Below are 23,824 nucleotides of genomic sequence, written 5' to 3'. Positions count from 1 at the left end.
GGTTGAATGCGGTTGAGCCCGGAAAATTCTTCGGCGGGAGCGCGCTCAGAATTTTTTGTAGGGCAGGTGAATACAGAATGTCGTTTTTCCGGGCACGCTGTCGAGCGTGATTTCGCCTTCGTAGGCGTCCACGAGGCGGCGCACGATGGCGAGCCCGAGCCCGAGCCCGAAGTTGAGCCCGTTTTTCTTCGTCGTGAAGTCGGGCTGGAAGATTTTCTGGTGGAAGCCTTCGGGCACGCCGGGGCCGTTGTCGGTGATGCTCACGGCGATGAAGCCGCGCAGCGTTCCCGTCGGCACGACCTGCAGGCGGATCTTCACCGTCGGGTCGGGCGTTCCCGCGATCTTCAGCGCGTCGCAGGCGTTCTTGATGATGTTGACCCAGATCTGCACGAGCTCGGTCATGTCGGCGCGGATGGTCGGGCAGTCCGCGGCTTCGCCGATCTGCGATTCGAGGCGGACGTCGCGGAGATTGGACTTGAGCAGCGCGATCGCTTCGCAGAGCGATTCGTAGACGCTCGCGCCGTCTTCGCGGCGGATGTTCCCGCCGCCGCCGAGCAGCTTCACGGAGCGCACGATGCTCGCCGCGTGTCTGGCGGCGACGCGCATGTCGTGCAGGTCGTGCCCGAGCTCCCAGTAGCGGGCGTTCTTTTCGAGCGAGGCGATGCGTTTTCTGCCGAGCTTTTCGGCGCCTTCGCGCGTTCCCGCCAGGCGGACGAGGACCTTGGCGATGTCCGGCGGCAGGTCGTATTCCCGCTCGAATTCCCGCGCGAGGCGGCGGACGTCCTCGCTCGACGTGACGGCGGAATAGTCGAGCCCGCGCCGGAAGAGGTCGAGGTTTTCGGCGGAAGTCTCGCCGAGGGAATTTTCGAGAAATTCGAGCACGAAGTCCGTCTTGCGGGCGAGCACGCCGACGGCGTTGTTCAGCTCGTGCGCGATGCCGGCGGCGAGCTGGCCGAGCGTGGCGGACATTTCCGCGCGGTGCATGCGCTTGACCGCCGCCTCCTTTTCCACCGTGCGCGCGAAGACGCGCGAGTTGCGCTCCGCGAGCTCGTGCAGAATCGTCGGCATGAACTGTTCGCTGAGCGGGCCGTATTTTTCCGGCTCGACGGCGGGAACGTCCGCGTCGATGAACGCCATTTCGACGTCCGTCTCCGCGACGATTTCGGAGGAAAGCGCGTAGCGGCGCGAGAAGAAGCTCTGCACGCCGATGTAGGAGCCGGCGCCCGCGCGGAAGACTTCGTAGCGCGTCTCCGGCGCGTCCGCGTCCTGCTGATAGGCGATGATCTCGCCGCGCAGAATCAGAAACAGGCGCCTGTTGGGCTCGTTCTGGCGGAAAATGACGTCGCCGCGGCGAAAGGAAAGCCTCCGCGCGGGATCGGAAAAATACGTGCGGTTGAGGCGTTCGAGGCTGTTTTCGCGGGATGGGGAATCTGTCGGCACGAGAGGAAAGGGGTGAGCGTTTTTTCGGGAGGAAAGGGGCGGCGCCGCGGGCGGGAACGGCGCGCGCGCGTCATGCGGCGCCGTTCCCGCGCGGGAGCGTCATTCCCAGGAGACCGGCTGACCGGTGCATTCGAGAACGCCGCGCCAGAGCTCGCTCGTCACGTTGACTTTCTTGCGGCCCTTCGCGATGAGCGAGAGCGGCAGGTGCACGTGGGCGCGGTGGCACATCGCGACGATCATGCCCGTCTTGCCCGCCATGCCCGCGTGCACGGCGTTGTGCGCCATGTGGGAGCAGTAGGCGTTGTCGTAGGCGTTCGCGGGAATGCTTCGGATGATGTAGCTCGGGTCGATGTACTTGATCGACGTCTCGATGCCGTGCTCCTTCATGTCCGCGTTGATGCGGTCGCGCAGGTATTTGCCGATGTCGGAATGGCGCTTGTTGCCGGACGCGTCCGTGCCCAGGTCGGCGCCCTTGAAAAGATCCTGGCCCGCGCCCTCGGCGACGACGATGACGGCGTGGTCGCGCGTCGTGATTCGTTCCCGCAGCTTGGCGAGGAAGCCGTTCGGCCCGTCGAGCTTGAGCGGCACTTCCGGAATGAGGACGAAATTCGCCTCCGAGCTCGCCAGCGAGGCGTACGCGGCGATGAAGCCCGAGTCGCGCCCCATCAGCTTCACGATGCCGATGCCGCGCGGCGCGCCCTTCGCCTCGACGTGCGCGCAGTTGATGACCTTCACCGCCTCCGAGACCGCGGATTCGAAGCCGAAGCTCTTGTCCAGCAGAATGATGTCGTTGTCGATCGTCTTCGGAATGCCGATGATGGATTTCTTGAGGTTGCGCAGCTTGCATTCCTGCGAGATTTCGTTCGCGGCGCGCAGCGTGCCGTCGCCGCCGACGACGAAGAGAATGTCGATGCCCATGCGCTGCAGCGTGTCCACGATGGTCGGCGTGTCCTGCTGCCCGCGGGAGCTCGCGAGGATCGAGCCGCCCTGCGCGTGAATGTCCGAGACCATGTCCGTGTCCAGCAGCAGCGGCGAGTGCCCGTACTTCGTCACGAGCCCTTCGTAGCCGTAGCGGAAACCGTAGATGCGCGAGACGCCGTAGGAATGCTGTAGCCCCATGACGAGGTTGCGGATCACGTCGTTGAGCCCCGGGCAGAGCCCGCCGCAGGTGACGATGCCGACCTTCGTCTCCGCAGGATTGAAGAAAATGCTTTCGCGCGGACCGGCGGATTCGAAGGACGGAAGCGTGCGGCCTTCCTTGATCGCCTTCATCGTTCCCGCGTAGGTGATGTCGAAGAGGATGCGGTCGTCGTCCGTCTTGAAGAGCTGTTCGGTGTAGCAGTTTTTCTTGAAGGGCGAGGGAAATCTGCACTCGCCGAGGTTTTCGATCAGCGTGTCCGCTTCGTTGATTTGGGGAATTTCGTTTGCGCTCATAGTGCTTCCGATTTTCCCACGAAAAGCCTTCCCGCGCAAGGTGAAACCGCGCCCCGCCGATTTCTTTTCCGCGCGGCTCCTTTTGCTTTCGTCGCGGGGGCGGGAGCGTTAGACTTGCCCGAAAATCATGAACGCAGAACATCCTTTTCTTCCCGAAGATTTTTACGTCGACTGGACGCGGCTGACGCCCGAGCGCATCGTGCCCGACATCGAATTCGCGCTCGAACGCGCCCGCGGGAACGTCGAAAAGATCCGCGCGCAGCGGCCCGAGGAGATTTCCTTCGACGCCACGCTGCTCGGCTTCGCCCGCGCGACGCGCGAGCTCTCCCGCGTCTGGGGGCGCGTCTGCCACCTCGAAAGCGTCGAAAACACGCCCGCGCTGCGCGAGGCCTACAACGCCGTGCTCCCGCGCGTGACGGAGTTCTTCAGCTCGCTCACGCTCGACGCCCGGCTCTGGGAAAAGATCCGCGCGGCGGCGGACGCCGTTCCTGCGGGAACGCTCGACGCGACGCGGCGGCGTTTTCTCGAGGAGGTGCTCGCGGACTTCCGCGACAGCGGCGCGGAGCTGCCCGAGGCGAAGAAGGCGCGCCTCGCCGAGATCAACGCGCGGCTCGCGGCGCTCACGACGAAGTTCGGCGAAAACGTGCTCGACTCCACGAACGCGTGGGAAAAATTCGTCGCGGACGAGGCGGAGCTCGCCGGGCTGCCCGAGAGCGCGAAGGCTGCCGCCGCCGCTTCCGCCAAGGCGAAGGGGCGCGCGGGCGAGTTCCGCTTCACGCTGCACGCGCCGTCGCTCGCGCCCGTGATGCGGTACGCGGAGAGCGACGCGCTGCGCCGCGAGTTCTGGGAGGCGTCGAACGCCGTCGCGCGCGTCGGCGCGTTCGACAACACGGCGAACGTCCGCGAAATCCTCGCCCTGCGCGACGAGAAGGCGAAGCTGCTCGGCTTCGCGAATTTCGCGGACTGCGCGACGTCGCGCCGCATGGCGAAGAGCGGTGCGAACGCTCGCCGCTTCGTCGAGGACATGCGCGCGCGCGTCGGGAAATTTTTCGAAAAGGAAAACGCCGAGCTCGTCGAATTCGCGCGGGAACACGGCGACGCGACCGCGGCGGCGACGGGCAGGCTCGCGCCCTGGGCGGTCGGCTTCTGGGCGGAGAAGATGCGGCGGGAACGCTACGACTTCGACGAGGAGGCGCTGCGCCCGTATTTCGAGGTGAACGCCGTCATCGCGGGCGCGTTCGCCGTCGCGGAAAGGCTCTACGGCATCCGCATCGTCGAAAAGAGCGGTGTTCCCGTGTGGCACCCGGAGGTGAAGGCGTACGAGGTCTTCGACGGCGAAAGGCGGCTCGGCGCGTTTTACGCCGATTGGCATCCGCGCGAGACGAAGCGCGCCGGCGCGTGGATGAATTTTCTCGAAACGCGCGGCGAGGGCGTTCCCGCGCATCTCGGGCTGATCTGCGGCAATCTCTCGCCGTCGGTGGACGGCAGGCCCGCGCTGCTGAATTTCGACGAGGTCGTGACGATCTTCCACGAGTTCGGGCACCTGCTGCACCACGTGCTGAGCGAGGTCGAAATCCCCGAGCTCGCGGGAACGAACGTCGCGTGGGACTTCGTCGAGCTGCCCTCGCAGATCATGGAGAACTGGTGCCGGCGGGCGGAATCGCTCGGGCTGTTCGCGCGGCATTTCGAGACGGGCGAGCCGCTCCCGCGCGGGCTGCTGGAAAAGCTGCTGCGCTCGCAGAAGTTCCGCGCCGCGAATTTCGCCGTGCGCCAGCTTTCCTTCGGCAAGGCGGACCTGGATTTTCACGTCGAGACGGAAAAATTCAAGGACTGCGACTTCGACGAATACTGGAACGTCGCGCTCGCCGACTACCTTGTGCCGACGGCGTTCCCGCAGACGCCGAACCTGTGCCGCTTCCTTCACCTGTTCTCCGAGCCGACGGGCTACGCGGCGGGCTACTATTCCTACAAATGGGCGGAAATGCTCGAGGCGGACTGCTTCACGCGCTTTCTGAACGAAGGCGTGCTGAACCCGAAGACCGGGCGCGAGTTCCGCGAAAAGATCCTCGCCCGCGGGAACGCCGCGCCCGCGGAAACGCTTTTCCGCGACTTCATGGGACGCGGCCCCGACCCGCGCGCGCTCCTCGCCCGCGACGGCCTCGCGGACTGACGCGGACGGCGGCGCCGCGCGGCGTTCCCGCGGCGCGCCTTTTCGGGCGGTTTTAGCGGAAAACGCCCCCGTTTTTCCGCCCGAAAATTTTTTTTTGAAAATTTTCAGCCCTTTGTTTAAGCGGGCTGGAAGTAAAACGTCACAATTGCGACACAATTCATTTTCGGAAAAAGAGTAAGCTTCGTTCCGACGGGGATTCTCCCGTCGTTCCGAAAGATTCCGCGAAAATGAAGAAGATCGTCACGAAACGTTCCCGCCTCCGAGGACTTTTCCCGCCTCGGAGCGCTCGTCCGCGCCGTCACGGCGGCGGGCTTCCCGGACACGGAAGACTTTGCGTACGACGCGTACGGCTCTCTCGTCTCGGAAACTGACGCCGCCCCGAACGCGTCTCCGGCCTGCGGGTCCGACGCGTTCGGGGCGGAAATATCGCTCGCGGTTTCGGGCGCCTTCCCGCGCCGCGTTCACTTCATCGCGAGCGCCATCTTGTTGGCGGTGATGACGCCGTAGTTGATCGTGCCGAGCCAGCCCGACATGATGATGCCGACCGAGCCCGCGTGGTAGAGCCCGCGTACTTTTTCCGGGAGCTCCATCGAAATCTTCAGCCCTTCGAACTTCGTGCCGAAGGACGTGCCGTCGCGGTGGCGCACGTAGCGGCGCACGGTGCGCGGCGTCGCCGCCTCGACCCAGTCGACCTTCCCGCGGATGCCGGGAACGTATTTTTCCAGCCCCGCGAAGGATTCCTCGATGATGCGGTTCTTCTCCGCCGCGTAGTCGGCGTCGGAAAGGTTTTCCCAGCTCGAAAACTTCTGATTGATCGAGGTGACGATCGCGTAGTGCGGCTTCTCGCGCTGCGGGCGCGTGTCCGGATAGTACACGGAATAGGTGCGCGAAGTCGTGTGCAGATCGACGAGTTCCTCGCTGGAGAACTTCGGCGCCGCGGAGGTGAACACGAGGTCGCCGATGTGCGGGATCGATTCGCCCTCGCGCACGCCCATATAGACCTGGCACGACGACGTGTTCACGCGAACGGTCTCGGATTCGGCGAGGAAATCCGCGGGAACGGTGCCCGCGTCGAGCAGGTTTTCGACGGTGTCGCGGATGTTCGCGTTGGAGAGCACGGAGCGGCACGCGATCTCGACGGTCTCGCCGAAGCGCACGTCGCGCACGCGCACGCCGCGCACCGCGGGAACGCCGTCCGCGCCGGTTTCGGTGAGGATTTTCTCGACGAGGCAGGAGCGGCGGATGTCCACGCCGTTTTTCCTGAGCTCCTCGGTCATTTTCTGAATGAGCAGGTCGGTGCCGCCCTGGAAGATGTAGACGCCGCGGCTCATGAAGTTGGAGAACACGATGCCGTAGGTGATCGCGGGCTCGTCGAGCGTGGAGCCGTTCGCGTAGGCGATGGGTTCGAGCAGGAGGCGCCACACGTCCGTGCGCCCGGGGAAGAACTCCTCGAAAAGCTCGCGCGTGGTGCGGGAGTCGCGGTCGTAGTAGTTCATCTGCGCGAGGTGCGCGAAAAAGGCGTGCACGCGCTCGGCGGGAACGCGGAACTTCTCGATGAGAATGCGCGTGAAGTCCTCGCGGTCGAAGGTGGTGCGGACGTCGAATTCCGGATTGATGAAGCGGATGTCCTTGAGCTGGCGGATGGAGTCGGCGATTTCCTTCGTCCAGTATTTGCGGCAGGACTTGATCATGCCGTGCGGGAAGCCGTGCAGGGAAATGTCGAAGATGTGCCCGCCGGGGCGCCTGAAGAACGTGGCGAGCCCGCCGAGCTGGTAGTGGTGCTCGAGCAGAAGCACGGAATGCCCCGCCTTGGCGAGGTAATTCGCGCCGGTGAGCCCGGCGAGCCCGGAGCCGACGACGACGGCGTCGTAGAACTTTCTGATTCCGTTGAGCGGATTGTTGGCGTGCATCTTCTTTTGTCTCTGAAAGGTGAAATGAACGGAAAAAAGGACAATTCTGTCATTTCGCGCGCTCGGGCGCAAAGCAAAAGAAGACGCCGCGCGGGCGCGGTCAGCGGGAGATTTTCCGCCGTCGGCGCGTTCCCGCGAGGGCGAGCGCGCCCAGGCCCGCGAGCAGCGCGAACGCCGAAGGCTCCGGAACCGCGTAGAAGCGGATCGTCGTCCCTTCCTCGCCGACGACTTCGCCGACCGCGCAGACCCAGGTCGGGAACGCGGGATCTACCGCTCCCAAAACCGCGTTCGCGCCCAAAATCAGCTCGAACGCGTCGTCCGCGAAAACGAGCGGCGCGCCTTCGGACTCGAAACGGAGCAGGGCGAACGCGTCGGAGCTTTCGACCGTCGTTCCCGCCCCGAAAAAGGCGTACAGCGTTTTGCCCGCGGCGTCGCCCCAGGAGTCCGGCGCCGCCGCGACCGCGAAGTCGTTCACGCTCCCGAAGGAAATTCCGCCCGCCGGATCCGCGGAATCCGCATTCCAGCTGAAGCTCGTCCGAAACGCGTCGCGCGTCTCCGCGACGGAAAGCGCGGCGAGATCCGCGTCGAACCAACCGAGCGCGACGACGCCGCCGGCCGCCGCCGTTCCCGACGCGTCCAGGAAGGTCAGCGAAGTATCGTTGTCGGGCAGACTGTTGGAAAGCGAAAATTCGATCGCGGCGTCCGCCGCAAGCGGGGCGAGCGCGGAAAACGCGAGCGCGGGGAGGAGGAATCTTTTTTCGGTCATGGCTTTTCGGGGCAGGGGTTTGAAAAGAATCATCGCGCCGCGCGGACGCGGACGTGTTTCGGCGTCGCGTCGGAACGCCGCGTCTCGAAGCAGTCTTCGAGAACGACGTCGCCCGCGTCCGAGCCGTCGGGCGCGAGCCACGTTCCCGTCGCGTCGTCGAAGCTGAAGCGCGTTCCGCCGACCGCGATTTCGAGAATCGTCGCGTCCGCTTCCAGCCCGGAGTCCGCGAGCGTCTGCGGGAACGCGCTTCCGGAGCAGACGACGTCCGTGCCTTTGACGAGCGCGACGAGCGCGTCGTCCTGCGGCGCTTCGCCGAGCAGCGTCAGATCCAGGTCCGCGCCTTTTTTGCGCGAGAGCTTCAGCGGCTTGCGCGGGTGTGCGGGCGCCGCGCCGGGAACGGCGGAAGGCGCGGAAACGCCGACCGCGCACCAGCCGCGCGTCGGGTGATTGTAGAACTTGATCGGCGTCATGCCGTCGGCGGCGTAAAGAAAGACGCAGTCGCCCGTGAGCGCGCTCCCGCGCTTGAGCTCGCCCGCCTCGAAGCTCGCGCCGAAAAGCTCGTCGAGCGTCCACGCTTCGCGGAGTCGGAAGGTCGTCGCGACGGGCACGCCGCCGCCCGCCGCGCGGATCAGCCGCGCCAGCGCCTCGTCTTCGAACGCGAGCGCGTTCCCGCCCGCCGCGTATTCGTCCGCGCCGAAGATCCACGCGGTCGGGTTCAGCAGCGTCGCCGCCTCGCCTTCCGCGAAATCCGTCTCCAGCACGTACGCCCTGCCGCTTTCGAGCAGCGCGCCGAAATCGACGCCCGCGTCCGCCGTCAGCGAGACGGAGTCGCCTTCCGCGGAGAGCTCCGCCGCGGCGGCGAGCAGCAGCGGCTTGCGCACGTTCGCCGCGAGCGTCGCGGTCGCGCCCGCGGGGATCCGCTTCGTCACGCCGCCGAGCGGCGTCGTCGCGTCTTCGATGAGGCCGGGCAGCTCGATCGAGACGATGCCGAAATAGCAGCCGGTCTTTTCGTCGTCGCGTTCCGCCTTCACGACGAGCGTCGCCGGCGTTCCCGCGCTCAGCGTCCGCGGCGCGTCCAGCGTGAACTCGCAGGGCTTCCCGCTCAAGTCCGCCGGCGCGGGGAGCGTGAAGACCGCGCTCCGTTCCGCGCCGTCCAGCCCGACGGAAAGCTTCAGCTTGCGCTCGCCGGGATGGCGGTCGCCGGCGCTGTTGAAGGAAATCAGCCTCACGACGAGCTTCGAGACGACGCGCTCCGCCTCGGGCGTGAACGCGAGCGTCGCCGTCCACGAGCCGACCGTCTGATCGTCCGCATTCGTCAGCTGCACGTTCGTGTCCGGCGTGAACAGCGTCGCGTCGGAGCCGACCGTGCCCGTCGTCTTCAGGTTCAGCGTTCCCGCCTCGCCGGAAAACGAGACGGAGACGTCCGCCGGCGCGCCCGCTCCCGTCGCGTAGGCGGAAATCGCCGTCGCCGTCTTGTCTCTGAAAAGAATCGTCCAGGTTTCGTCCGCCGCGCGCGCCGCCGCCGCGAAGAGCGCCGTCGCGGCCGCCGCCAGAATCAGAATTTTCGCCTTCATCTTCGAGTCCTCCGTTTTCTCATCGGCTCATCAGCACGCGCAGACGCAGCAGCGCGCGCGCCTCCGCGGTCGGGCTCGGCGCCTCGACGGCGAGCGTTCCCGCCGCGGCGTCCTTCACGAGCGAAACGCCCTCGCTCGTCCACGCGCGCGCCGCGTCGTCCCAGCGTTCGCCGACGAAGACGACGTCCGTCGCGCCGGGGTTGAAAGGATAATCCGCGCGCAGCGTTCCCGCCGCCGCGTCTTCGGCGAGCCCGCCGAGCGCGCCGTGCGCCGCCGTCGGGTCGAGCCCCAGCGCGTATTTCATCAGATTGGAGACGCGGTCGCCGGACCAGCTTTCGAGTGGCTCCATCGCCGCGAGATCCGCGTCGGAGCGGGGCGGCGCGACGGCGAATTCCGTGCGCGCCCACGCGTCGTAGCCCTGCGCGCCCGCCTGAGAGACCGCGACGGTCTGCGTCTCTCCCGTCTCGGGGTCGGAAATCGTCAGCGTTCCCGAGCGCGCGTCCGCCTCGGCGTTCGGCTCGAGCTCGACGCTCAGCGTTCCCGTCTCCGCGTCGAACGAGACGGAAATCCAGTCCGCGTCCGCGGAAACGACGACGTCCGCCGCCGCGCCGCTTTCCGTGCCGACCGCGAGCTTCCGCGCGCCGCCGCGGCTCGTCGTCTCGAGCGCCGTCGTCTCCGTGCCGAAATCGGACGCGCGCGAAAACGCGCTCGCGGGAATCGCCTCCGCCGCGTCCGCGTTCGGCTTCAGCCAGCTCATCGCGAGGCTCGGCGCCGGGTTGCCGGCGTCCGTCACGTAGGCGATCCGGATCGGGTGCTTTCCCGCCGAGAGCAGCACTTTCTTCGTGCCCTGTTCCTTGGCGGTGCCGACGTTCATGTAGGAGCTCGCCTCCGTTCCCGCGACGTAGAGCTTGTCCGCGTCGATCAGCGGCATCACGTCGTGAAGGTGAACGAAGGCGCGGCTGCCCGCCGTCGCGTCCGTCCGCAGGTAAAACACGTATTCGCCCGCCTCGGGAACGTCGATCCAGCCTTCGAAGACGACGCCGACCGCGCGGGCGTTCGCCTTCGCGGCGTCGGGCATCGCGGTGCCGGCGTCGGCGGCGAGCGTTCCCGCGGCGACGGGCGTCAGGCGCGAGCGCGCGAAGTTCGGCACCCACGGGAACGCCGCGTCGCTTTCGTAGAGCTTCCACGCGAGCCCGGGCGTCGCGAGGCGCGGCGGATCCGCGGGAACGGCGTTCGCGGCCTGCTCGAAATAAGGCTTGTCGGACTTCGCGTAGCTGCCGCCGTTCGTCTTGACGTACGTCGCGTTGTCCAGCGCGCGGCGCGTCCGCAGCAGCTTCGCGCGCATCCGCGCCTGCAGATCGTTCATCGCGTCGATCCGCGTTCCCGCCAGATTCGTCGATTCCTGCGGATCCGTCTCCGTGTCGTAGATTTCGAAAGTCTGATCGGCGATGACGCTGTTCTGCCCCAGGTTGCGCAGGAAGCCCTTGAAGCCGTCCACATAGACGACCTGCTGGTTGTTCTCGCTCGTGCTCCGGTTTTTCGGGAGAAAATCGGCGTAATTCGCGCCGTTCCCGTTGAAGTAATACTCGACGTAGACGTCGCTGTCGGGGCGCTCGCCTTCGCCCGTGAGCTCCGGCACGAGCGAGACGCCGCTCGAGCTCGCGGGAACGGGCACGCCCGCCATGTCCGCGAGCGTCGCCATCCAGTCCTGAAACTGGCTCGGGCGCGTCGATACGCTTCCCGCGCGGATGCGCTTCGGCCAGCACACGATCGTCGGCTCGCGCATTCCGCCCTCGTGGCAGTCGCGCTTGATGCCGTCCATCATGCCGTAGGTCTTGAAATAGGTCGGATTCTGCGCGCCGGGCGCGGCCGCCGTGTTGCTCCCGTCGTTGCCGTTGTCGCCGCCGGGCTCGTTGTGCGGGCCGTTGTCCGAGGTGAAGACGATGACAGTGTTCTCGGCGACGCCCATGTCGTCGAGCAGCGCGCGCAGGTCGCCGACCAGGTCGTCCACGCGCCGAACCATCGTGGAATGGCGGGAATGCACGCCGCCGAACGCCGCGTTGTCCGGGTGGATGAAGCCGTCCGCGCCCTTCCATTCCGCGCCCGCGGCGGTCGCGAGCGCCTCGGTGCACGTGTTGCACGTTCCCGTGCCGTCTTCGAGCGTCGTCCACTGCAGCCCGCCGCTCAGCCCGCCGCCGCTCGGGTAGGAGCACGGCGGCACGCGCAGCGAGGCGTGCGGCGCCGTCAGCGTCAGCAGCAGGAAAAACGGCTTGCCCGTCTTCGCGGGATCGTTGTCCGCGAGCCACCGCTTCGCTCGCGCGCCGAAAAGATCCGTCGAATACGCGTAAACGCCCGAAAGCGACGACGCGACCTCGCTCGAACACAGCACCGTGTCGTTCTCGCAGAGCTCCACCTTCGCGTTCGCGTTCCCGAACGGCAGCTTCACGTCCTTGATTGCTGGCGAGTTCGCCGGATAGTGAAAATGCCCGGACGTGTGCGCCATGTGCCCGTAAAAATAATCGAAGCCGCGCCGCGTCGGGCGCCCGCGCAACGTCGCGTCGCTGGATTCGCCTCCGCCGCCGACGCCCCATTTGCCGATGACCGCCGTCGCGTAGCCCGCGCTCCGCATCACGCTGCCGAGCGTGTGCACGTCCGCGATCGGCGTGTCGAAAGTGTTGTCGCGCACCTGGCGCGTGTGCCCCGTGTGCATGCCCGTGATCAGGCACGCGCGCGCCGCCACCGAAACCGGCGCCGCCGTGTAGTGGCGCAGCAGCAGCATGCCGTCTTCCGCCAGCCTGTCGAGCTGAGGCGTCTTGTACGAGGCGCGCCCCTCGCGGTTGCCGAACGCCGCGCCGTGCTTCTCCCAGTTGATGTTCAGGTCGCCCCAGCCCATGTCGTCCACGAGCACGAACACGACGTTCGGCTTCGACGCGGGAACGCTTTCCGCGCCCAGCGGCGGAGACGGGAACAGAAACGGCGCCGACGCCAGTAGCGGCAGCGCGAGCGCGCGGGAACGGGGAAAAATCTTCATGGGGCGACGAGGGGATTTTTTCGGGGGAAAGGGGAAAGAAAAAGGCGGCGCGCCCGAAGCTTCGGCGAAATCGGTTTTCGCGAAACGACGGGAACGCCGCCTTTCGGCGCGCGCGCCTTATTTCGCGCGGCGGCGGCGACGCGTTCCCGCGAGCGCCAGCGCGCCCAGACCCGCGAGCAGCCCGAACGTCGAAGGCTCGGGAATCACGGAACCGGAATAGGCGACGCTCTGGAGACCGACGAAGCAGCCGTTGGAGAGATTATCCGTCAGGGAAATCTTAAGTTTGAAGTTGTCGACGGAATCGAGAACGAGCTTTGTGCCGCTGAGATTCACGTCGAACTTTGTAGAACCTTGCCCAGTGATTCCATCGCCAAGCTGACCGGTAAACGAACCGAGAAGGCTGTCGCTCGAATCCAAAATCTGAGCCGTGAATCCGACGTTCCCGGTCCAAGAGGCTTGATTTGATTGCCATGTTCCGTTGGAATCGAAGAGACCTACCTGGAGATTGATGCCGTCGATGCTCGTCAGTCCGGAAGTGCCAGAATATGTGAAGACGGACGTCCACGGACTGCCGTTGCCGACGTTTGTGTTAGGAGAGAAAAACGTCGTACTTTGACCGGCGGCACCAGAGGTCTGAAGCGTAACGTTGCCGGAGGTGTTGGTCAGCGACGTGATGTTTCCGTTGACGGTGCCGAGCAGAGCCAGCACTTCCGCGTCCAAGTCGTCCGCCCAGTTGTTTGTGAGCGTGACGTCGGTCGCGGTCGCCTGCGCCGCGTTGCCGAACGTCGTCGTCAGCACGGTTCCCGCGTTCGCTAGGGCGGTTCCCGTGAGAAAAACCGCCGCAGTGATGAGGTATTTTTTCATAAGCATCCTTGTTGGTTTGTTGTTCGTTTTTTGTGAAAAGGGAATTTTTTGAGACTCCGAGTATCCCCGATTGAAAATACCGGGGCAAGCAAAAATTTCGACCGCGAAAGACACGGAAAGGTCCGGAAAGCTTCTTTGGCGAAAAATCGCGGGAACGCAGGGGAGAAGCGGCATTCCTGCCGCTTTTTGAATTTTCCGAAAGCTGATTTCCGCGAAAGCGACAAGAATGTCGCCTCCCCCCTGATTGAAAATCCGCGCGATTTGACCGAGGGGAAAATCCTTTTATTTATGCGGATTCGCCGGCGTTTCCCCCTCGGTATTTTCAACCGAAGGTGAAGCTTCAGCGGCGCATGGAATAAGAACGATTTTGCCGAAAGAGCGTTCCCTCCCGAAAATTTCGTCTTCAAATTTTTCCGAAACCCGGAAAACGCCGAGGCGGGGCTCGACTTGATGATCAGCGGGCACACCCACCGCCGCGCGTTTTTCCCCGCCGACGCGGGAACGCATCCCTACCCGATCTTCATCGGCGGCGGACCGTCGGAAAAATCCGCCGTCGCCGCGCTGCTGCGTTTTGGGGAAGCGACATTCTGGTCGCTTTTCGGAATCCTTAAAAAGGAATTTTCCTTTGAAAAGACTCCAACAAGCGACTGGAAAGTCGCTTCCCCAAAAAGTCCGCGGGGGCGTCGGATTCCGCGAGGACGCGGGCGCGCGGGAGCGCGGCGAGGACGCGTTCGAGCTTCGGCGAGCGGCGCGCGAGCTGCTTCGGCGAGAACGAAAACGTCGCGTCGGCGAGGCGCGTCAGTTCGCGCGCGGTTTCCGCCGAGCCGGAAAAGGCGTGAAGGTGCAGGCGCGGCGGCAGACGCTCCGCGCCGCGCAGAACCGCGGTCAGCTCGCCCCAGGCGCGCACGCAGTGGACGTGCGCGGGAACGCCTTTTTCCGCGGCGAGCGCGAGCTGGCGGGCGAAGACTTCGCGCTGGAGTGCGAGCGGCGCGGCGCCCGTCCGCGCGGCGTCCAGCCCGATTTCGCCGACCTGCGCGCGCGGCGTCGTTTCGAGAAAACGCCGCAACGCCGCGAACGCGTCTTCGTCGAACGTTTCCGCGAACCACGGGTGGACGCCGAACGCGGGAACGACGCCTTCCCGCGCCGCGGCGAGCGCCGCGAGCTTCGGGAAATCTTCCGCGCGGACGGCGCAGACGACGCCGCGCCACGCCGCGGGAACGCTCTCCGCGCCGCCTTCCGGAAGATGCGCGTGCGCGTCGAAGTTCATCGCCGCGCCGCGTCTTCGTCGGCGGGAACGCCGTCCCAGGCCTGTTCGCGCGTCCACGGCACGTCGCTCGGCAGCCAGCGCAGCGCGATGCAGCGTCTGCCGACTTCGGTCTTCGGGCAGCGGATGACGAGCGTCTTGTAAAATTCCTCCGCCGCCTTGTCGTCGCGCGCGCGCAGCCAGACGCCCGCCGTGAAGAGCAGGCGCGCCGTGCGTTCGTCGTTGTTCGGCAGCAGACTTGCCGCGAAGCGCGCCAGATTCGCCGCGCGCTGCCGCACGGAGACGACGGGCTCGGAGATGCCGCGCGAGAGCACGCGGTCGCGTTCGTCGTCGGTCGCGAATTCCTTCGCCTCGACGAACTCGGGAACGGAAAACAGCGAGAAAAGCGCGTCGCCGTTCCCGCGGACGATCACCGCCGCGTCCCAGAAGCCGCGCGCGCGGGAGACGTCGTCCGCCTCGAAATCGTAGCCGCGGCGGATCGCCTCGACGTAGGCGTCGAAGACGGGCCGGAGTTCCCGCGGGAAAAATTCGCGGGAACGCTGCGGCAGGTTTTCGCGCATGAGGCGCCGCGCCAGCGCGTAGCGGACGGCGTTGGCGGCCTCGTTCGCCGCGCCGGAAATCTCTCCGTCGGCGTTTTCCGCCGGGGCGGAATCCTCCGGCGCGTTCGGGTAATGCGCGGCGACGAAGGCGAGCAGCTCGTCCGTCTCCATGACGTATTCGGCGATGTAATTGGCGATCCCGTACGTTTTTTCCTTCAGCGCGCGCGCGAGCGCGTCGTCGTAGCGGCAGGCCTCGAGATCCGCCGCGACGGAGGCGGATTCGGTCTCGGGAGCGAGCTCCGCGCCGACTTCCTCGGAAAGGCCCGGATCCGCGTCCGGCGCCGCGCAGGAGCAGAGCAGGGAGGCGGCCGCGGCGAGCGCGGCGAATCTCGAAAACGGTTTTGTCATGCCCGACGATGCTACCTTTTTTCTCTCAATCCGCGACAAATTTTTGTAGAGTTCCGCGTCATGAATTCGATCACGCTGAAAATCAAAAAAGTTCATTCCGACGCGGTCGTGCCGCGCTACGCCAAGCCCGGCGACGCCGGCATGGACCTGACGGCGGTCGCCGCCGAGTTCGTCGAGCCCAGGAAAATCAAGGTGGATTTCGGGATTCAGATGGAGATTCCCGAAGGGCACGTCGGGCTGATCTTCCCGCGCAGTTCCGTGCAGAAGACGTTCTGCCGTCTCTCCAACAGCGTCGGCGTCATCGACAGCGGCTACCGCGGGAACGTGATGGCGGTGTTCGACGTGCTCGACGTCTGCCCGGAAGGCGAGACGGACGCGCTCGTCGCCGCGGAAAAGCTTTACGCGCCCGGCATGCGCTGCGCGCAGATCATCGTCATGCCTTATCCGCACGTGAACGTGGAGGTCGCGGAGGAGCTTTCCGAGACCGAGCGCGGCGCGGGCGGCTACGGCTCGAGCGGCGTGAAGTGAGCGCGATGCGCGTTCCCGCGGAAGAGGATTCGCTCGAAATCGCCGTTCCCGCGTTCGACGAGGCGGCGCGGCTCGAGCGCGGTTTCCGGCTTCTGCGCGCGTGGCTCGACGGGAACGGCTTCCGCGGCGCGAAGATCTGCATCGCCGAAAACGGTTCGCGCGACGCGACGCCGCGCATCGCCGACGCGCTCGCCGCGGAGTTTCCGGAGACGACGCGCGCGATTCACCTGCCGCGCGCGAGCCTGGCGGACGCGCTCCGCGCCGCGTGGGCGAGCTCCGACGCGGCGCTGCTCGGCTATTGCGACGCGGACATGGCGACCGCGCCCGAGCACGTCGCGGAAGCCGTCGCGCTGCTGCGGGAACGCCCGCGCCTGCGCCTCGTTTCCGGCTCGCGGCGTCTGCCCGCGTCCGTCGTGAACGGGCGCGCGCCGGGGCGCCGCGCGCTTTCCCGGATTTACGCGTTCTGCGTGAACCTGGCGCTCGGCACGCGCTTCACGGATTCCGCGTGCGGATTCAAGTTTCTGCGGCGCGCGTGGTTCGAGGAAATCGCGGGAACGCTCGTCGCCGAGGATTACGCGCTCGGCGCGGAGCTTGCGCTGCTCGCCGAACGCGCGGGCGCGCTCGCGGAAATTCCGGTGCGCTGGGAAGAGCGCGCGGGAACGCACGTGCGCGTTCTGCCGACGATTTTTTCGTCCGCCGCGAGCGTCCTGAAGATCCGCCGCGCGCACGCGAAAAACCCGACGCCGAGAGCCTTCTGAGGGCTTCGACGCCGGGCTTTTTCGTGTCCGGATTTCCGCGTTCTCAGCCGAGCGCCTGGGCGAGGTCGGCGATGATGTCGTCCACGTGCTCGATGCCGATCGAGAGCCGGATCGTGTTCGGCTTGATGCCCGCGCCGAGCAGTTCCGCCTCGTTCATCTGCGAGTGCGTCGTGGACGCCGGGTGGATGACGAGCGACTTCGCGTCGGCGACGTTCGCGAGCAGCGAGAAGAGCTTCAGACGGTCGATGACGGCGCGCGCGTCGTCGGCGTTCCCGCGGACTTCGAAGGTGAAGATCGAGCCCGCGCCGTTCGGGAAGTAGCGTTCGTAGAGCGCGTGCGTCGGCGCGTCCGGCAGCGACGGGTGATTGACGCGCTCGACCTTCGGGTGGTTCTTCAGGAATTCCACGACCTTCAGCGCGTTGGAGACGTGGCGCTCGATGCGCAGCGAAAGCGTCTCCAGCCCCTGCAGGAACAGGAACGCGTGGAACGGCGAGAGCGTCGCGCCCGTGTCGCGCAGCAGCGTCGCGCGGATCTTCACCGCGAAGGCGGCGTTCCCGCAGGCCTGCGTGAACGAGATGCCGTGATAGCTCGGATTCGGCTCGACGAGTCCCGGGAATTTCCCGCTCGCGGCCCAGTCGAACTTGCCGCCGTCCACGATGACGCCGCCGATAGCCGTGCCGTGCCCGCCGATGAATTTCGTCGCGGAATGCACGACGACGTCCGCGCCGTGCTCGATCGGGCGGATCAGGAACGGCGTGCCGAACGTGTTGTCCACGATCAGCGGAATGCCGTGCTTGTGCGCGACCGCGGCGACGGCTTCGATGTCGGAGACGTCGCTGTTGGGATTGCCGAGCGTCTCGATGAAGATTGCCTTCGTGTTCGGGTGCACGGCGGCGTCGTAGCTTTCCGTGAGCGGATCGACGAAGGTCGCGGTGATGCCGAATTCCGGCAGCGTGTGTTCGAGCAGGTTGTAGGTGCCCCCGTAAATGGTCTTCTGCGCGACGACGTGGTCGCCGGCGTGCGCGATGTTCTGGATCGCGTAGGCGATCGCGGCGGCTCCGGAGGCGACGGCGAGCGCGGCGCTCCCGCCTTCGAGGGCGGCGACGCGGCGTTCGAAGACGTCCTGCGTCGGATTCGTCAGGCGGCCGTAGATGTTGCCGGCGTCGCGCAGGCCGAAGCGGTCGGCGGCGTGCTGCGAATTGTGGAAGACGTACGAAGACGTGGCGTAGATCGGCACGGCGCGCGCGTCCGTGGCGCTGTCCGGAGATTCCTGTCCCGCGTGGACCTGGAGCGTTTCGAATTTGGGTGCGTTGATTTTTTCCGACATGATTTTGAACTCCTGTTGAGGTTATGCGTTGAAAATTTCGGCGCATCATCCTCCTTATTTCCTATCAAGTCAATAGGAAATTAAAAAAAAGAACGTTCCCGTGTCGCGGGCGCGGCGGTTTCGTCACTTGCGACCGGCGACGATGTCGGCGAGCGTGACGCTTTCGGCGTAGTCGCGGATCACTTTGCCGAGACCTTCCCAGAACGGGAGCGTCAGGCAGTGCCTGCGGCGCGGACAGACGTTCTGCGCGCCCGCGAGACATTTCACGGGAGCGAGATCGCATTCCGCGGCGGCGAGGATTTCGGCGACGACGTATTTTTCCGGCGGGCGGGAAAGCCGATAGCCGCCGCGCGCGCCGCGTTCGCTTTTGAGCAGCTCGGCGCGACAGAGCAGAATCGCGATCTGCTCCAGATATTTGATCGAAATTTCCTGGCGTTCCGCGATGTCTTTCAGGCTCACGCTCTCGCCGTTCCCGTGCTCGGCGAGATCCGCCATCAGACGAAGCGCGTAGCGCCCCTTGGTCGAGATTTTCATGCCGATTCTATTACTACCGTTCCCGTATGAAATCAATCGGTATTTTCGGGGAGGAAAGGTGATGAGGAGAGGTGATGAGGTTATGGAGGTTCATTGACTTTCGCTTTGCGAAAAAGATTTTTGAAATCCTTTCGGCGCAGCCGAATGCAATGAACTTCCATAACCTCATAACCTCATCACCTCCATAACTTTCCGTAACTTTTTCGTCCTCGGCAGAAAAAAGCGTTCCCGCGTTCCGCCGAACGCGTTAGACTGCCGCCAGAATTTTTTCCCCATGACCGCGAAAACGACTTCAGAGAAAAATTTTTGGCAGCGTCTTCCGATGCGCTGGCGCGTGATTTTCGTGCTCCTCGCGCTGATCGGCGCCTCGAGTTTCGTCCGGCATTATTTTCCGATGACGCCCGAGCTCCGCGAAGGTCAGACGCAGGTCGAGGCGAAGGCGTACCGCGTCGAAACGGTCTTCGAGGCGCCGAACGAGAAGATCGCCGCGGGAACGCCGCGCGAGGCGCGCGTGAGCGGCGTTTACGTGTCGAAGCTCGTCGAGACGGGCGAGCGGCTCCGCATCGCCTACCGCGAATTTTCTCCGCCGCCGGAACCGCCGCCGCATCTGGCGCCCCGGGAAGGCGACGCCGTCGCGGGAACGGTCGATTCCGTGCTGGAAAAGGCCGGGGTGGCGTGGGACAAATCCGTCTCCGTCGCGGCGGACGCCTGGCGCCGCTGGCGCACGGAACCGCAGGCGCCCGTGCTGCTGATTCACGGCATCGCGACGGACGGGCGCTCGCTCGAGGCGGTCGCGCGCGAGCTCGCGGCGCAGGGCGTCGCGCGCGTCATCGTTCCCGATCTGCCGGGCTTCGGATCGAGCTCGCGCGAGGCGGAGGACTATTCCGTCGAGGCGACGGCGGGAACGCTGTTTTCGTTTTTGGACGAGCTCGGCGTCTCGTCGGTGAACGTGCTCGGCTTCGGCGAAGGCGGCGGCGTCGCGCTCTACATGGCGCATCGGCGGCCCGACCGCGTGAAGTCGCTCGCGCTCGCGTCCTCCGTCGGCGCGCAGGAATTCGAGCTGCTCGGCAACCACATCGTGAACAAGATCGTGTACACGTTTCACCTCGGCTTCTTCAAGCTCGCTCAGGACGTCGTGCCGCATTTCGGGCTGATGGACCGCGGGAACGTGAACAAGGCGTACGCGCGCGTGCTGTGGGATTCCGACGTCAGCGAGCTGAAGCGCTACGTCCGCGAATGGAACGGGCCGCTCTACGTCGCGCACGGGACGGACGATCTGATTTCGCCGTTTTCGTCGGCGGAATACACGGTCGCGCTCGCGCCGCAGGTGAAGACGCATTTCGTCGAGGGCGGACACGGCGCGCTGCTCGACGATCCGCGCGGATTCGCGGACGACTACGCGGCGTTTCTCGCGCGGCTCTCCGTTCCCTCCGAGGCGGCGAAGCTGCGCCGCGCGGACGTCGGCGTTCCCGAGTCCGGCGAATTTTCCTATCCGCCGATCGAGCCCGCGGGCGGCGCGCGCGTCGTCGTGCTGATGCTGGTGATCCTCGTCTGCACCTTCGTCGCGGAAGATCCGACCTGCCTCGCCTCCGGTCTGCTCGTGGCGCAGGGACTCGTCGGCTTCGTTCCCGCGATGACGGCGTGCCTCATCGGGATCTTCATCGGCGACCTGGCGCTCTACCTGATCGGGCGTTTTCTCGGACGCCCGATTCTGCGCAAGCCGCCGCTGAAATGGCTCGTCTCCGAACAGCAGATCGACGAGATGTCCGAGCGCTTTTCCAAGAATCCGAAGGGGCTCGCGCTGATCGTCTCCTCGCGCTTCATTCCCGGCTCGCGCGTGCCGACCTTCGTCGCCGCGGGCATCATGAAGCTCGACTGGCACAAGCTTTTCATCCTCTTCTTCATCGCCGCCGCGCTCTGGACGCCGCCGCTGATTCTGCTCGCGCAGTACGTCGGCGCGAGCGTCGTCGAGCGCTTCAAGGAATGGCACCACAACGCGGCGTGGATCGTCATCGGCGCGATCGTGTTTTTGTATCTGGTGAGCCATTACGTGATTCCCGCGTTCACGTGGCGGGGACGCCGCCGCCACGTCATGACGCGCCGCCGCATCACGCGCCACGAGTTCTGGCCGCATTCCGTGCTGGCGTTCCCGGTCATGCTGCAGTTTCTTTGGCTGGGAATCACTCACCGCTCGTTCACGGTGTTCACGCTCGCGGGGCGCGCGCTCGGCGCGGACGGCGGCGTTTCCGCGGGCTCGAAGTTCGAGCGCTACGTGCGCTTTCTCGGCGCGAGCCCGCTCGGCGTGAAGACGGCGCGCGTTCCCGCGGAAAAGGATCTCGAGACGCGCTGGACGAACGCGCTGAAGATTCTCAAGAGCGAGAAGATTCCGTTCCCGTGCGTCGTCAAGCCCGAGCTCGGCGACGGCGGCGTCGGCGTTTACGTCGCGCGTTCCGCCGCGCACCTGCGCGCGTGGCTCGACGCGAACGTGGACGACGCCGTCGTGCAGGAATACGTCGGCGGGAACGAGTACGAGGTGATCTGGGCGCGGCGTCCGGGGCATCGTCTCGGGCGTGTGCTCTCCGTCGTGCAGAAGGATTTCGTCGCGGTCAAGGGCGACGGCGAACGTAAGCTCGAGGATCTGATCTGGGCGGACGACCGCGCCGTCTCCAACGGCAAGCTTTTCTCGAAGCTGAATTTCCGCCGCGCGGACAAGGTGCTGAAGGTCGGCGAAACGTTCGCGCTCGCGCCGATCGGCTCGCCGTCCAAGGGCGCCTGCTGCGTCGTGCGCCGCGAGCTGTGCTCGGAAACGCTCGCGCGCGTGATCGACGGCCTCGCCGACGCCTGCGGCGACGTGCATTTCGTCTGCCTGGACGTGCGCGCCGAGGACGACCGCGCGCTCGTCAACGGCACGGGGCTGCGCGTCACCGGCGTGAAGGGCGTAGGCGCGATCTCCTCCGCGCTCTTCGACGGCTACGTGCGCATGGGCAAGGCGTACGCGGACAGCTGGAAGTATCTGAATTTCTGCTTCACGGTCGGCGCGGAGCTGCGCGACGACGCGCACGTCCGCCCGAGCATTTCCGCGTGGCGCCTCTTCGAGGAATGGGGCACGGCGCGCGGGCGCTCGGACAACTACGTCAAGGAGCCGCACGACGACGGCGAGTGAGGGCGCGCGCATGAAGGCGAACCGGAAGACGACGCTCGACGAATGCGCGTTCGCGGGAAGGCTCACGGAAGAGTCGCGGAAGATGCTCGCGACGCTGCCGGCGACCTGGCCCGGGCTCTACGTGCGCGCGATACGCGAGGCGATCGGCGGGAACGCGCTCCTGCTGCGCAGAATCCGCGTCGCGACCGCGATTGAGGCGCCGTTCCCGCCGGAGATCGAAGTCTCGGAAACGAGCGTTCCCGGCGCGGCGGGCGCGATGCGCCTGCGCGTCTATTCGCCGAAGCGCCGAGCCGCGAAATCCGCTGCGATATTCTACGTGCACGGCGGCGGCTGGTGCCTGGGCGGCGTGGAGAATTCGTCCGCGTTCTGCGCGAAGACCGCCGCCGAGCTCGGCGTTCCCGTGCTCGCGCCGGACTACCGCTACGCGCCCGAAGCCCGCTTTCCCGCCGCGAACGACGACGTGCTCGCCGCCGCGCGCGGAGTCTTCGCGCACGCGGACGCCCTCGGGCTCGACGCCGGAAAAATCTTTTTCGCCGGAGACAGCGCGGGCGCGCAGCTCGCGCTCTGCACGGCGCTCGCGCTGCTCGACGCGCGCGAAAGCACGCCCGCCGGGCTGCTCCTGTTCTATCCCGTCGCGACGCTCGAGGATTTCGCCGCCGAGGAGACCGGCTCGCGCCGCGAGTTCGACCGCGGCGGCATGCTTTCCGCCGAGCTTTTCGCCGCGATGAAGGATTCTTACCTGCCCGCGGGAACGCCGCGGCTCGGGCGCGCGCTCTCGCCGCTGGAGACTTCGCTCGCCGGGCTGCCGCGCGCGCTCGTGCTCTCCGCCGAGTGCGACGTGCTGCGCGACGACGGCGAACGCCTCGCCGCGAAGCTCCGCGCGGACGGCGTTCCCGTGCGCGCCCGCCGAATCGACGGCGTACCGCACGCCTTCCTGACGGCGCCCGGCTTCCCGCTCGCGACCGCCGCCGTCCTCGCCGAAGCCGCCTCCTTCCTCGCCTCCGAACTCACGCAGAAGACGTCGTCATGAAAAAATCTTCTGAAAATCCCTCTCTCCGCTCGAGCGCGGCGGAATACCTCACGTTCATCGCTTCCGGCGGGAACGCGCGGGAAGCCTTTGAAGTCCGCTACGAGGACGAAAACGTCTGGCTCACGCAGAAAATGCTCGCGGCGCTCTACGACGTCGGCGTTCCCACGATCAACTACCATATCAGAAAAATTTTTGAAGACGGGGAACTGCAGGAATTTTCAGTTATTCGAAATTTTCGAATAACTGCCGCCGACGGGAAGTCGTATCGCGCCAAACACTACTCGCTTCAGATGATTTTGGCGGTCGGATTCAAGGTCGATTCCGAGCGCGCCGTCCAGTTCCGAAAGTGGGTCAATCAGATCGCGACGACCTATACGATCAAAGGCTGGGTGATGGACGACGCCCGCCTCAAACGCGGCGGCGCGCTCACGGACAAATATTTCGAGGAGCAGCTCGAACGCGTGCGCGAAATCCGCGCCAGCGAACGCAAGTTCTATCAGAAAATCACGACCTCTACGCGACCGCGATCGACTACGACCGGACAGCGCTCGCCACGCGCCGCTTTTACGCGAGCGTGCAGAACAAGATGCACTACGCCGTGCACGGAAAAACCGCCGCCGAGCTCATCGTCGCGCGCGCCGACAGCCGTCGCCGGAACATGGGGCTGACCACTTGGGAAGACGCGCCCGACGGAAAGATCCGGCGTTCGGACGTCTCCGTCGCGAAAAATTATCTGAGCGAAACGGAAATGCGGGAACTCAACCGCATGGTTTCCGCTTACCTTGATTTCGCGGAATCCATGGCGAAGCGCAGAATCCCGCTGACCATGCAGGACTGGGAGACGCGCCTCAACCGCTTCATCGAAATGTTCGAGTTCGGGCTGCTGAAGGACGCGGGAACGGTCACCGCCGAAGCGGCGAAACTCCACGCCGAGACCGAGTTCGAAAAATACCGCATCGTTCAGGACCGCCTTTTCGTGTCGGACTACGACCGGTTTCTGCTCGAACTCGAAGACCGGGTGAAGCACCGCGAAAAAGGAGACGCCGCCGACGAATGAGGGCGACCGTGTTCCCGGCGGCTGGCA

The 23,824-nt window shown here is 65.7% G+C and carries 17 protein-coding genes and 1 pseudogene; 7 read left to right on the top strand and 11 right to left on the bottom strand.

Annotated elements, in window-relative coordinates; translation table 11 throughout:
* Positions 1 to 45: 45 nt before the first annotated feature.
* Complete coding sequence (locus ACQREB_RS00850) at positions 46 to 1,440, bottom strand: ATP-binding protein (protein ID WP_427764151.1); 1,395 nt, start codon at positions 1,438 to 1,440, stop codon at positions 46 to 48.
* Between the two features lie 99 nt (positions 1,441 to 1,539).
* A complete protein-coding gene (locus ACQREB_RS00845; RefSeq protein ID WP_427764148.1) occupies positions 1,540 to 2,874 on the bottom strand; it encodes an ATP-dependent 6-phosphofructokinase in 1,335 nt (444 codons plus the stop codon).
* Between the two features lie 127 nt (positions 2,875 to 3,001).
* Here ACQREB_RS00845 and ACQREB_RS00840 point away from each other — a divergent pair, with 127 nt between their 5' ends.
* Complete coding sequence (locus ACQREB_RS00840; RefSeq protein ID WP_427764145.1) at positions 3,002 to 5,044, top strand: M3 family metallopeptidase; 2,043 nt, start codon at positions 3,002 to 3,004, stop codon at positions 5,042 to 5,044.
* Between the two features lie 461 nt (positions 5,045 to 5,505).
* Here the strand turns inward: ACQREB_RS00840 and ACQREB_RS00835 are convergent, their stop codons facing one another.
* From ACQREB_RS00835 to ACQREB_RS00815, 5 genes are all read right to left on the bottom strand, one after another.
* Positions 5,506 to 6,954, bottom strand: a complete 1,449-nt coding sequence (locus ACQREB_RS00835) for a phytoene desaturase family protein (protein ID WP_427764143.1) — start codon at positions 6,952 to 6,954, stop codon at positions 5,506 to 5,508.
* Positions 6,955 to 7,054: 100 nt separating this feature from the next.
* Positions 7,055 to 7,720: a PEP-CTERM sorting domain-containing protein gene (locus ACQREB_RS00830; protein WP_427764141.1), complete on the bottom strand. Its 666-nt coding sequence runs from the start codon at positions 7,718 to 7,720 to the stop codon at positions 7,055 to 7,057.
* Positions 7,721 to 7,749: 29 nt separating this feature from the next.
* Entirely contained in the window at positions 7,750 to 9,294 is a 1,545-nt protein-coding gene (locus ACQREB_RS00825; RefSeq protein ID WP_427764138.1) for a hypothetical protein, read from the bottom strand.
* A gap of 19 nt (positions 9,295 to 9,313) precedes the next feature.
* Positions 9,314 to 12,325 carry a sulfatase-like hydrolase/transferase gene (locus tag ACQREB_RS00820; RefSeq protein ID WP_427764136.1) on the bottom strand — a complete coding sequence of 1,004 codons (3,012 nt, stop codon included), beginning with the start codon at positions 12,323 to 12,325 and terminating at the stop codon, positions 9,314 to 9,316.
* 117 nt (positions 12,326 to 12,442) lie between these two features.
* Positions 12,443 to 13,189 (bottom strand): PEP-CTERM sorting domain-containing protein, encoded by a 747-nt coding sequence (locus ACQREB_RS00815; RefSeq protein WP_427764133.1) that lies wholly within the window; start codon positions 13,187 to 13,189, stop codon positions 12,443 to 12,445.
* Between the two features lie 48 nt (positions 13,190 to 13,237).
* On the opposite strand from ACQREB_RS00815, the gene ACQREB_RS00810 reads away from it, so the two are divergent.
* Positions 13,238 to 13,525 carry a hypothetical protein gene (locus ACQREB_RS00810; protein ID WP_427764131.1) on the top strand — a complete coding sequence of 96 codons (288 nt, stop codon included), beginning with the start codon at positions 13,238 to 13,240 and terminating at the stop codon, positions 13,523 to 13,525.
* A gap of 271 nt (positions 13,526 to 13,796) precedes the next feature.
* On the opposite strand, the gene ACQREB_RS00805 is transcribed toward ACQREB_RS00810, so the two are convergent.
* Entirely contained in the window at positions 13,797 to 14,513 is a 717-nt protein-coding gene (locus tag ACQREB_RS00805; protein WP_427764128.1) for a TatD family hydrolase, read from the bottom strand.
* Positions 14,453 to 15,400 (bottom strand): hypothetical protein, encoded by a 948-nt coding sequence (locus tag ACQREB_RS00800; protein WP_427764125.1) that lies wholly within the window; start codon positions 15,398 to 15,400, stop codon positions 14,453 to 14,455. Before ACQREB_RS00800 ends, ACQREB_RS00805 begins: the two co-directional genes overlap by 61 nt.
* A gap of 60 nt (positions 15,401 to 15,460) precedes the next feature.
* Here ACQREB_RS00800 and ACQREB_RS00795 point away from each other — a divergent pair, with 60 nt between their 5' ends.
* Both ACQREB_RS00795 and ACQREB_RS00790 read left to right on the top strand, forming a co-directional pair.
* Positions 15,461 to 15,928, top strand: a complete 468-nt coding sequence (locus ACQREB_RS00795; protein ID WP_427764124.1) for a dUTP diphosphatase — start codon at positions 15,461 to 15,463, stop codon at positions 15,926 to 15,928.
* A gap of 5 nt (positions 15,929 to 15,933) precedes the next feature.
* Positions 15,934 to 16,686 carry a glycosyltransferase gene (locus tag ACQREB_RS00790; RefSeq protein ID WP_427764709.1) on the top strand — a complete coding sequence of 251 codons (753 nt, stop codon included), beginning with the start codon at positions 15,934 to 15,936 and terminating at the stop codon, positions 16,684 to 16,686.
* 43 nt (positions 16,687 to 16,729) lie between these two features.
* On the opposite strand, the gene ACQREB_RS00785 is transcribed toward ACQREB_RS00790, so the two are convergent.
* A complete protein-coding gene (locus ACQREB_RS00785; RefSeq protein WP_427764122.1) occupies positions 16,730 to 18,013 on the bottom strand; it encodes an O-acetylhomoserine aminocarboxypropyltransferase/cysteine synthase family protein in 1,284 nt (427 codons plus the stop codon).
* Positions 18,014 to 18,136: 123 nt separating this feature from the next.
* On the bottom strand, positions 18,137 to 18,547 hold the full coding sequence (locus tag ACQREB_RS00780; RefSeq protein ID WP_427764121.1) for an RrF2 family transcriptional regulator: 411 nt from the start codon (positions 18,545 to 18,547) through the stop codon (positions 18,137 to 18,139).
* Between the two features lie 274 nt (positions 18,548 to 18,821).
* On the opposite strand from ACQREB_RS00780, the gene ACQREB_RS00775 reads away from it, so the two are divergent.
* The 3 genes and pseudogenes from ACQREB_RS00775 to ACQREB_RS00765 all read left to right on the top strand — a co-directional run bounded on the left by ACQREB_RS00775 (position 18,822) and on the right by ACQREB_RS00765 (position 23,797).
* Entirely contained in the window at positions 18,822 to 21,710 is a 2,889-nt protein-coding gene (locus ACQREB_RS00775) for an alpha/beta fold hydrolase (protein ID WP_427764118.1), read from the top strand.
* 10 nt (positions 21,711 to 21,720) lie between these two features.
* Positions 21,721 to 22,740 carry an alpha/beta hydrolase gene (locus ACQREB_RS00770; protein WP_427764116.1) on the top strand — a complete coding sequence of 340 codons (1,020 nt, stop codon included), beginning with the start codon at positions 21,721 to 21,723 and terminating at the stop codon, positions 22,738 to 22,740.
* Positions 22,737 to 23,797: pseudogene (locus ACQREB_RS00765) on the top strand (virulence RhuM family protein). Before ACQREB_RS00770 ends, ACQREB_RS00765 begins: the two are co-directional and overlap by 4 nt.
* Positions 23,798 to 23,824: the final 27 nt, after the last annotated feature.

This window comes from Candidatus Spyradosoma sp. SGI.093, assembly GCF_050314555.1.
Lineage (GTDB): Bacteria > Verrucomicrobiota > Verrucomicrobiia > Opitutales > UBA953 > Spyradosoma.
Note: the sequence above shows the minus strand (reverse complement) of the source record. Positions and strands in the feature narration are given on the sequence as shown.

Excerpts from the sequence above, each read along its gene's own strand:
- ACQREB_RS00825 (WP_427764138.1), bottom strand. The coding sequence starts at position 9,294 with ATGAAGGCGAAAATTCTGATTCTGGCGGCGGCCGCGACGGCGCTCTTC.
- ACQREB_RS00845 (WP_427764148.1), bottom strand. The coding sequence starts at position 2,874 with ATGAGCGCAAACGAAATTCCCCAAATCAACGAAGCGGACACGCTGATC.
- ACQREB_RS00830 (WP_427764141.1), bottom strand. The coding sequence starts at position 7,720 with ATGACCGAAAAAAGATTCCTCCTCCCCGCGCTCGCGTTTTCCGCGCTC.
- ACQREB_RS00785 (WP_427764122.1), bottom strand. The coding sequence starts at position 18,013 with ATGTCGGAAAAAATCAACGCACCCAAATTCGAAACGCTCCAGGTCCAC.
- ACQREB_RS00775 (WP_427764118.1), top strand. The coding sequence starts at position 18,822 with ATGACCGCGAAAACGACTTCAGAGAAAAATTTTTGGCAGCGTCTTCCG.
- ACQREB_RS00820 (WP_427764136.1), bottom strand. The coding sequence starts at position 12,325 with ATGAAGATTTTTCCCCGTTCCCGCGCGCTCGCGCTGCCGCTACTGGCG.
- ACQREB_RS00815 (WP_427764133.1), bottom strand. The coding sequence starts at position 13,189 with ATGAAAAAATACCTCATCACTGCGGCGGTTTTTCTCACGGGAACCGCC.
- ACQREB_RS00795 (WP_427764124.1), top strand. The coding sequence starts at position 15,461 with ATGAATTCGATCACGCTGAAAATCAAAAAAGTTCATTCCGACGCGGTC.
- ACQREB_RS00835 (WP_427764143.1), bottom strand. The coding sequence starts at position 6,954 with ATGCACGCCAACAATCCGCTCAACGGAATCAGAAAGTTCTACGACGCC.
- ACQREB_RS00780 (WP_427764121.1), bottom strand. The coding sequence starts at position 18,547 with ATGAAAATCTCGACCAAGGGGCGCTACGCGCTTCGTCTGATGGCGGAT.
- ACQREB_RS00770 (WP_427764116.1), top strand. The coding sequence starts at position 21,721 with ATGAAGGCGAACCGGAAGACGACGCTCGACGAATGCGCGTTCGCGGGA.
- ACQREB_RS00840 (WP_427764145.1), top strand. The coding sequence starts at position 3,002 with ATGAACGCAGAACATCCTTTTCTTCCCGAAGATTTTTACGTCGACTGG.
- ACQREB_RS00800 (WP_427764125.1), bottom strand. The coding sequence starts at position 15,400 with ATGACAAAACCGTTTTCGAGATTCGCCGCGCTCGCCGCGGCCGCCTCC.
- ACQREB_RS00790 (WP_427764709.1), top strand. The coding sequence starts at position 15,934 with ATGCGCGTTCCCGCGGAAGAGGATTCGCTCGAAATCGCCGTTCCCGCG.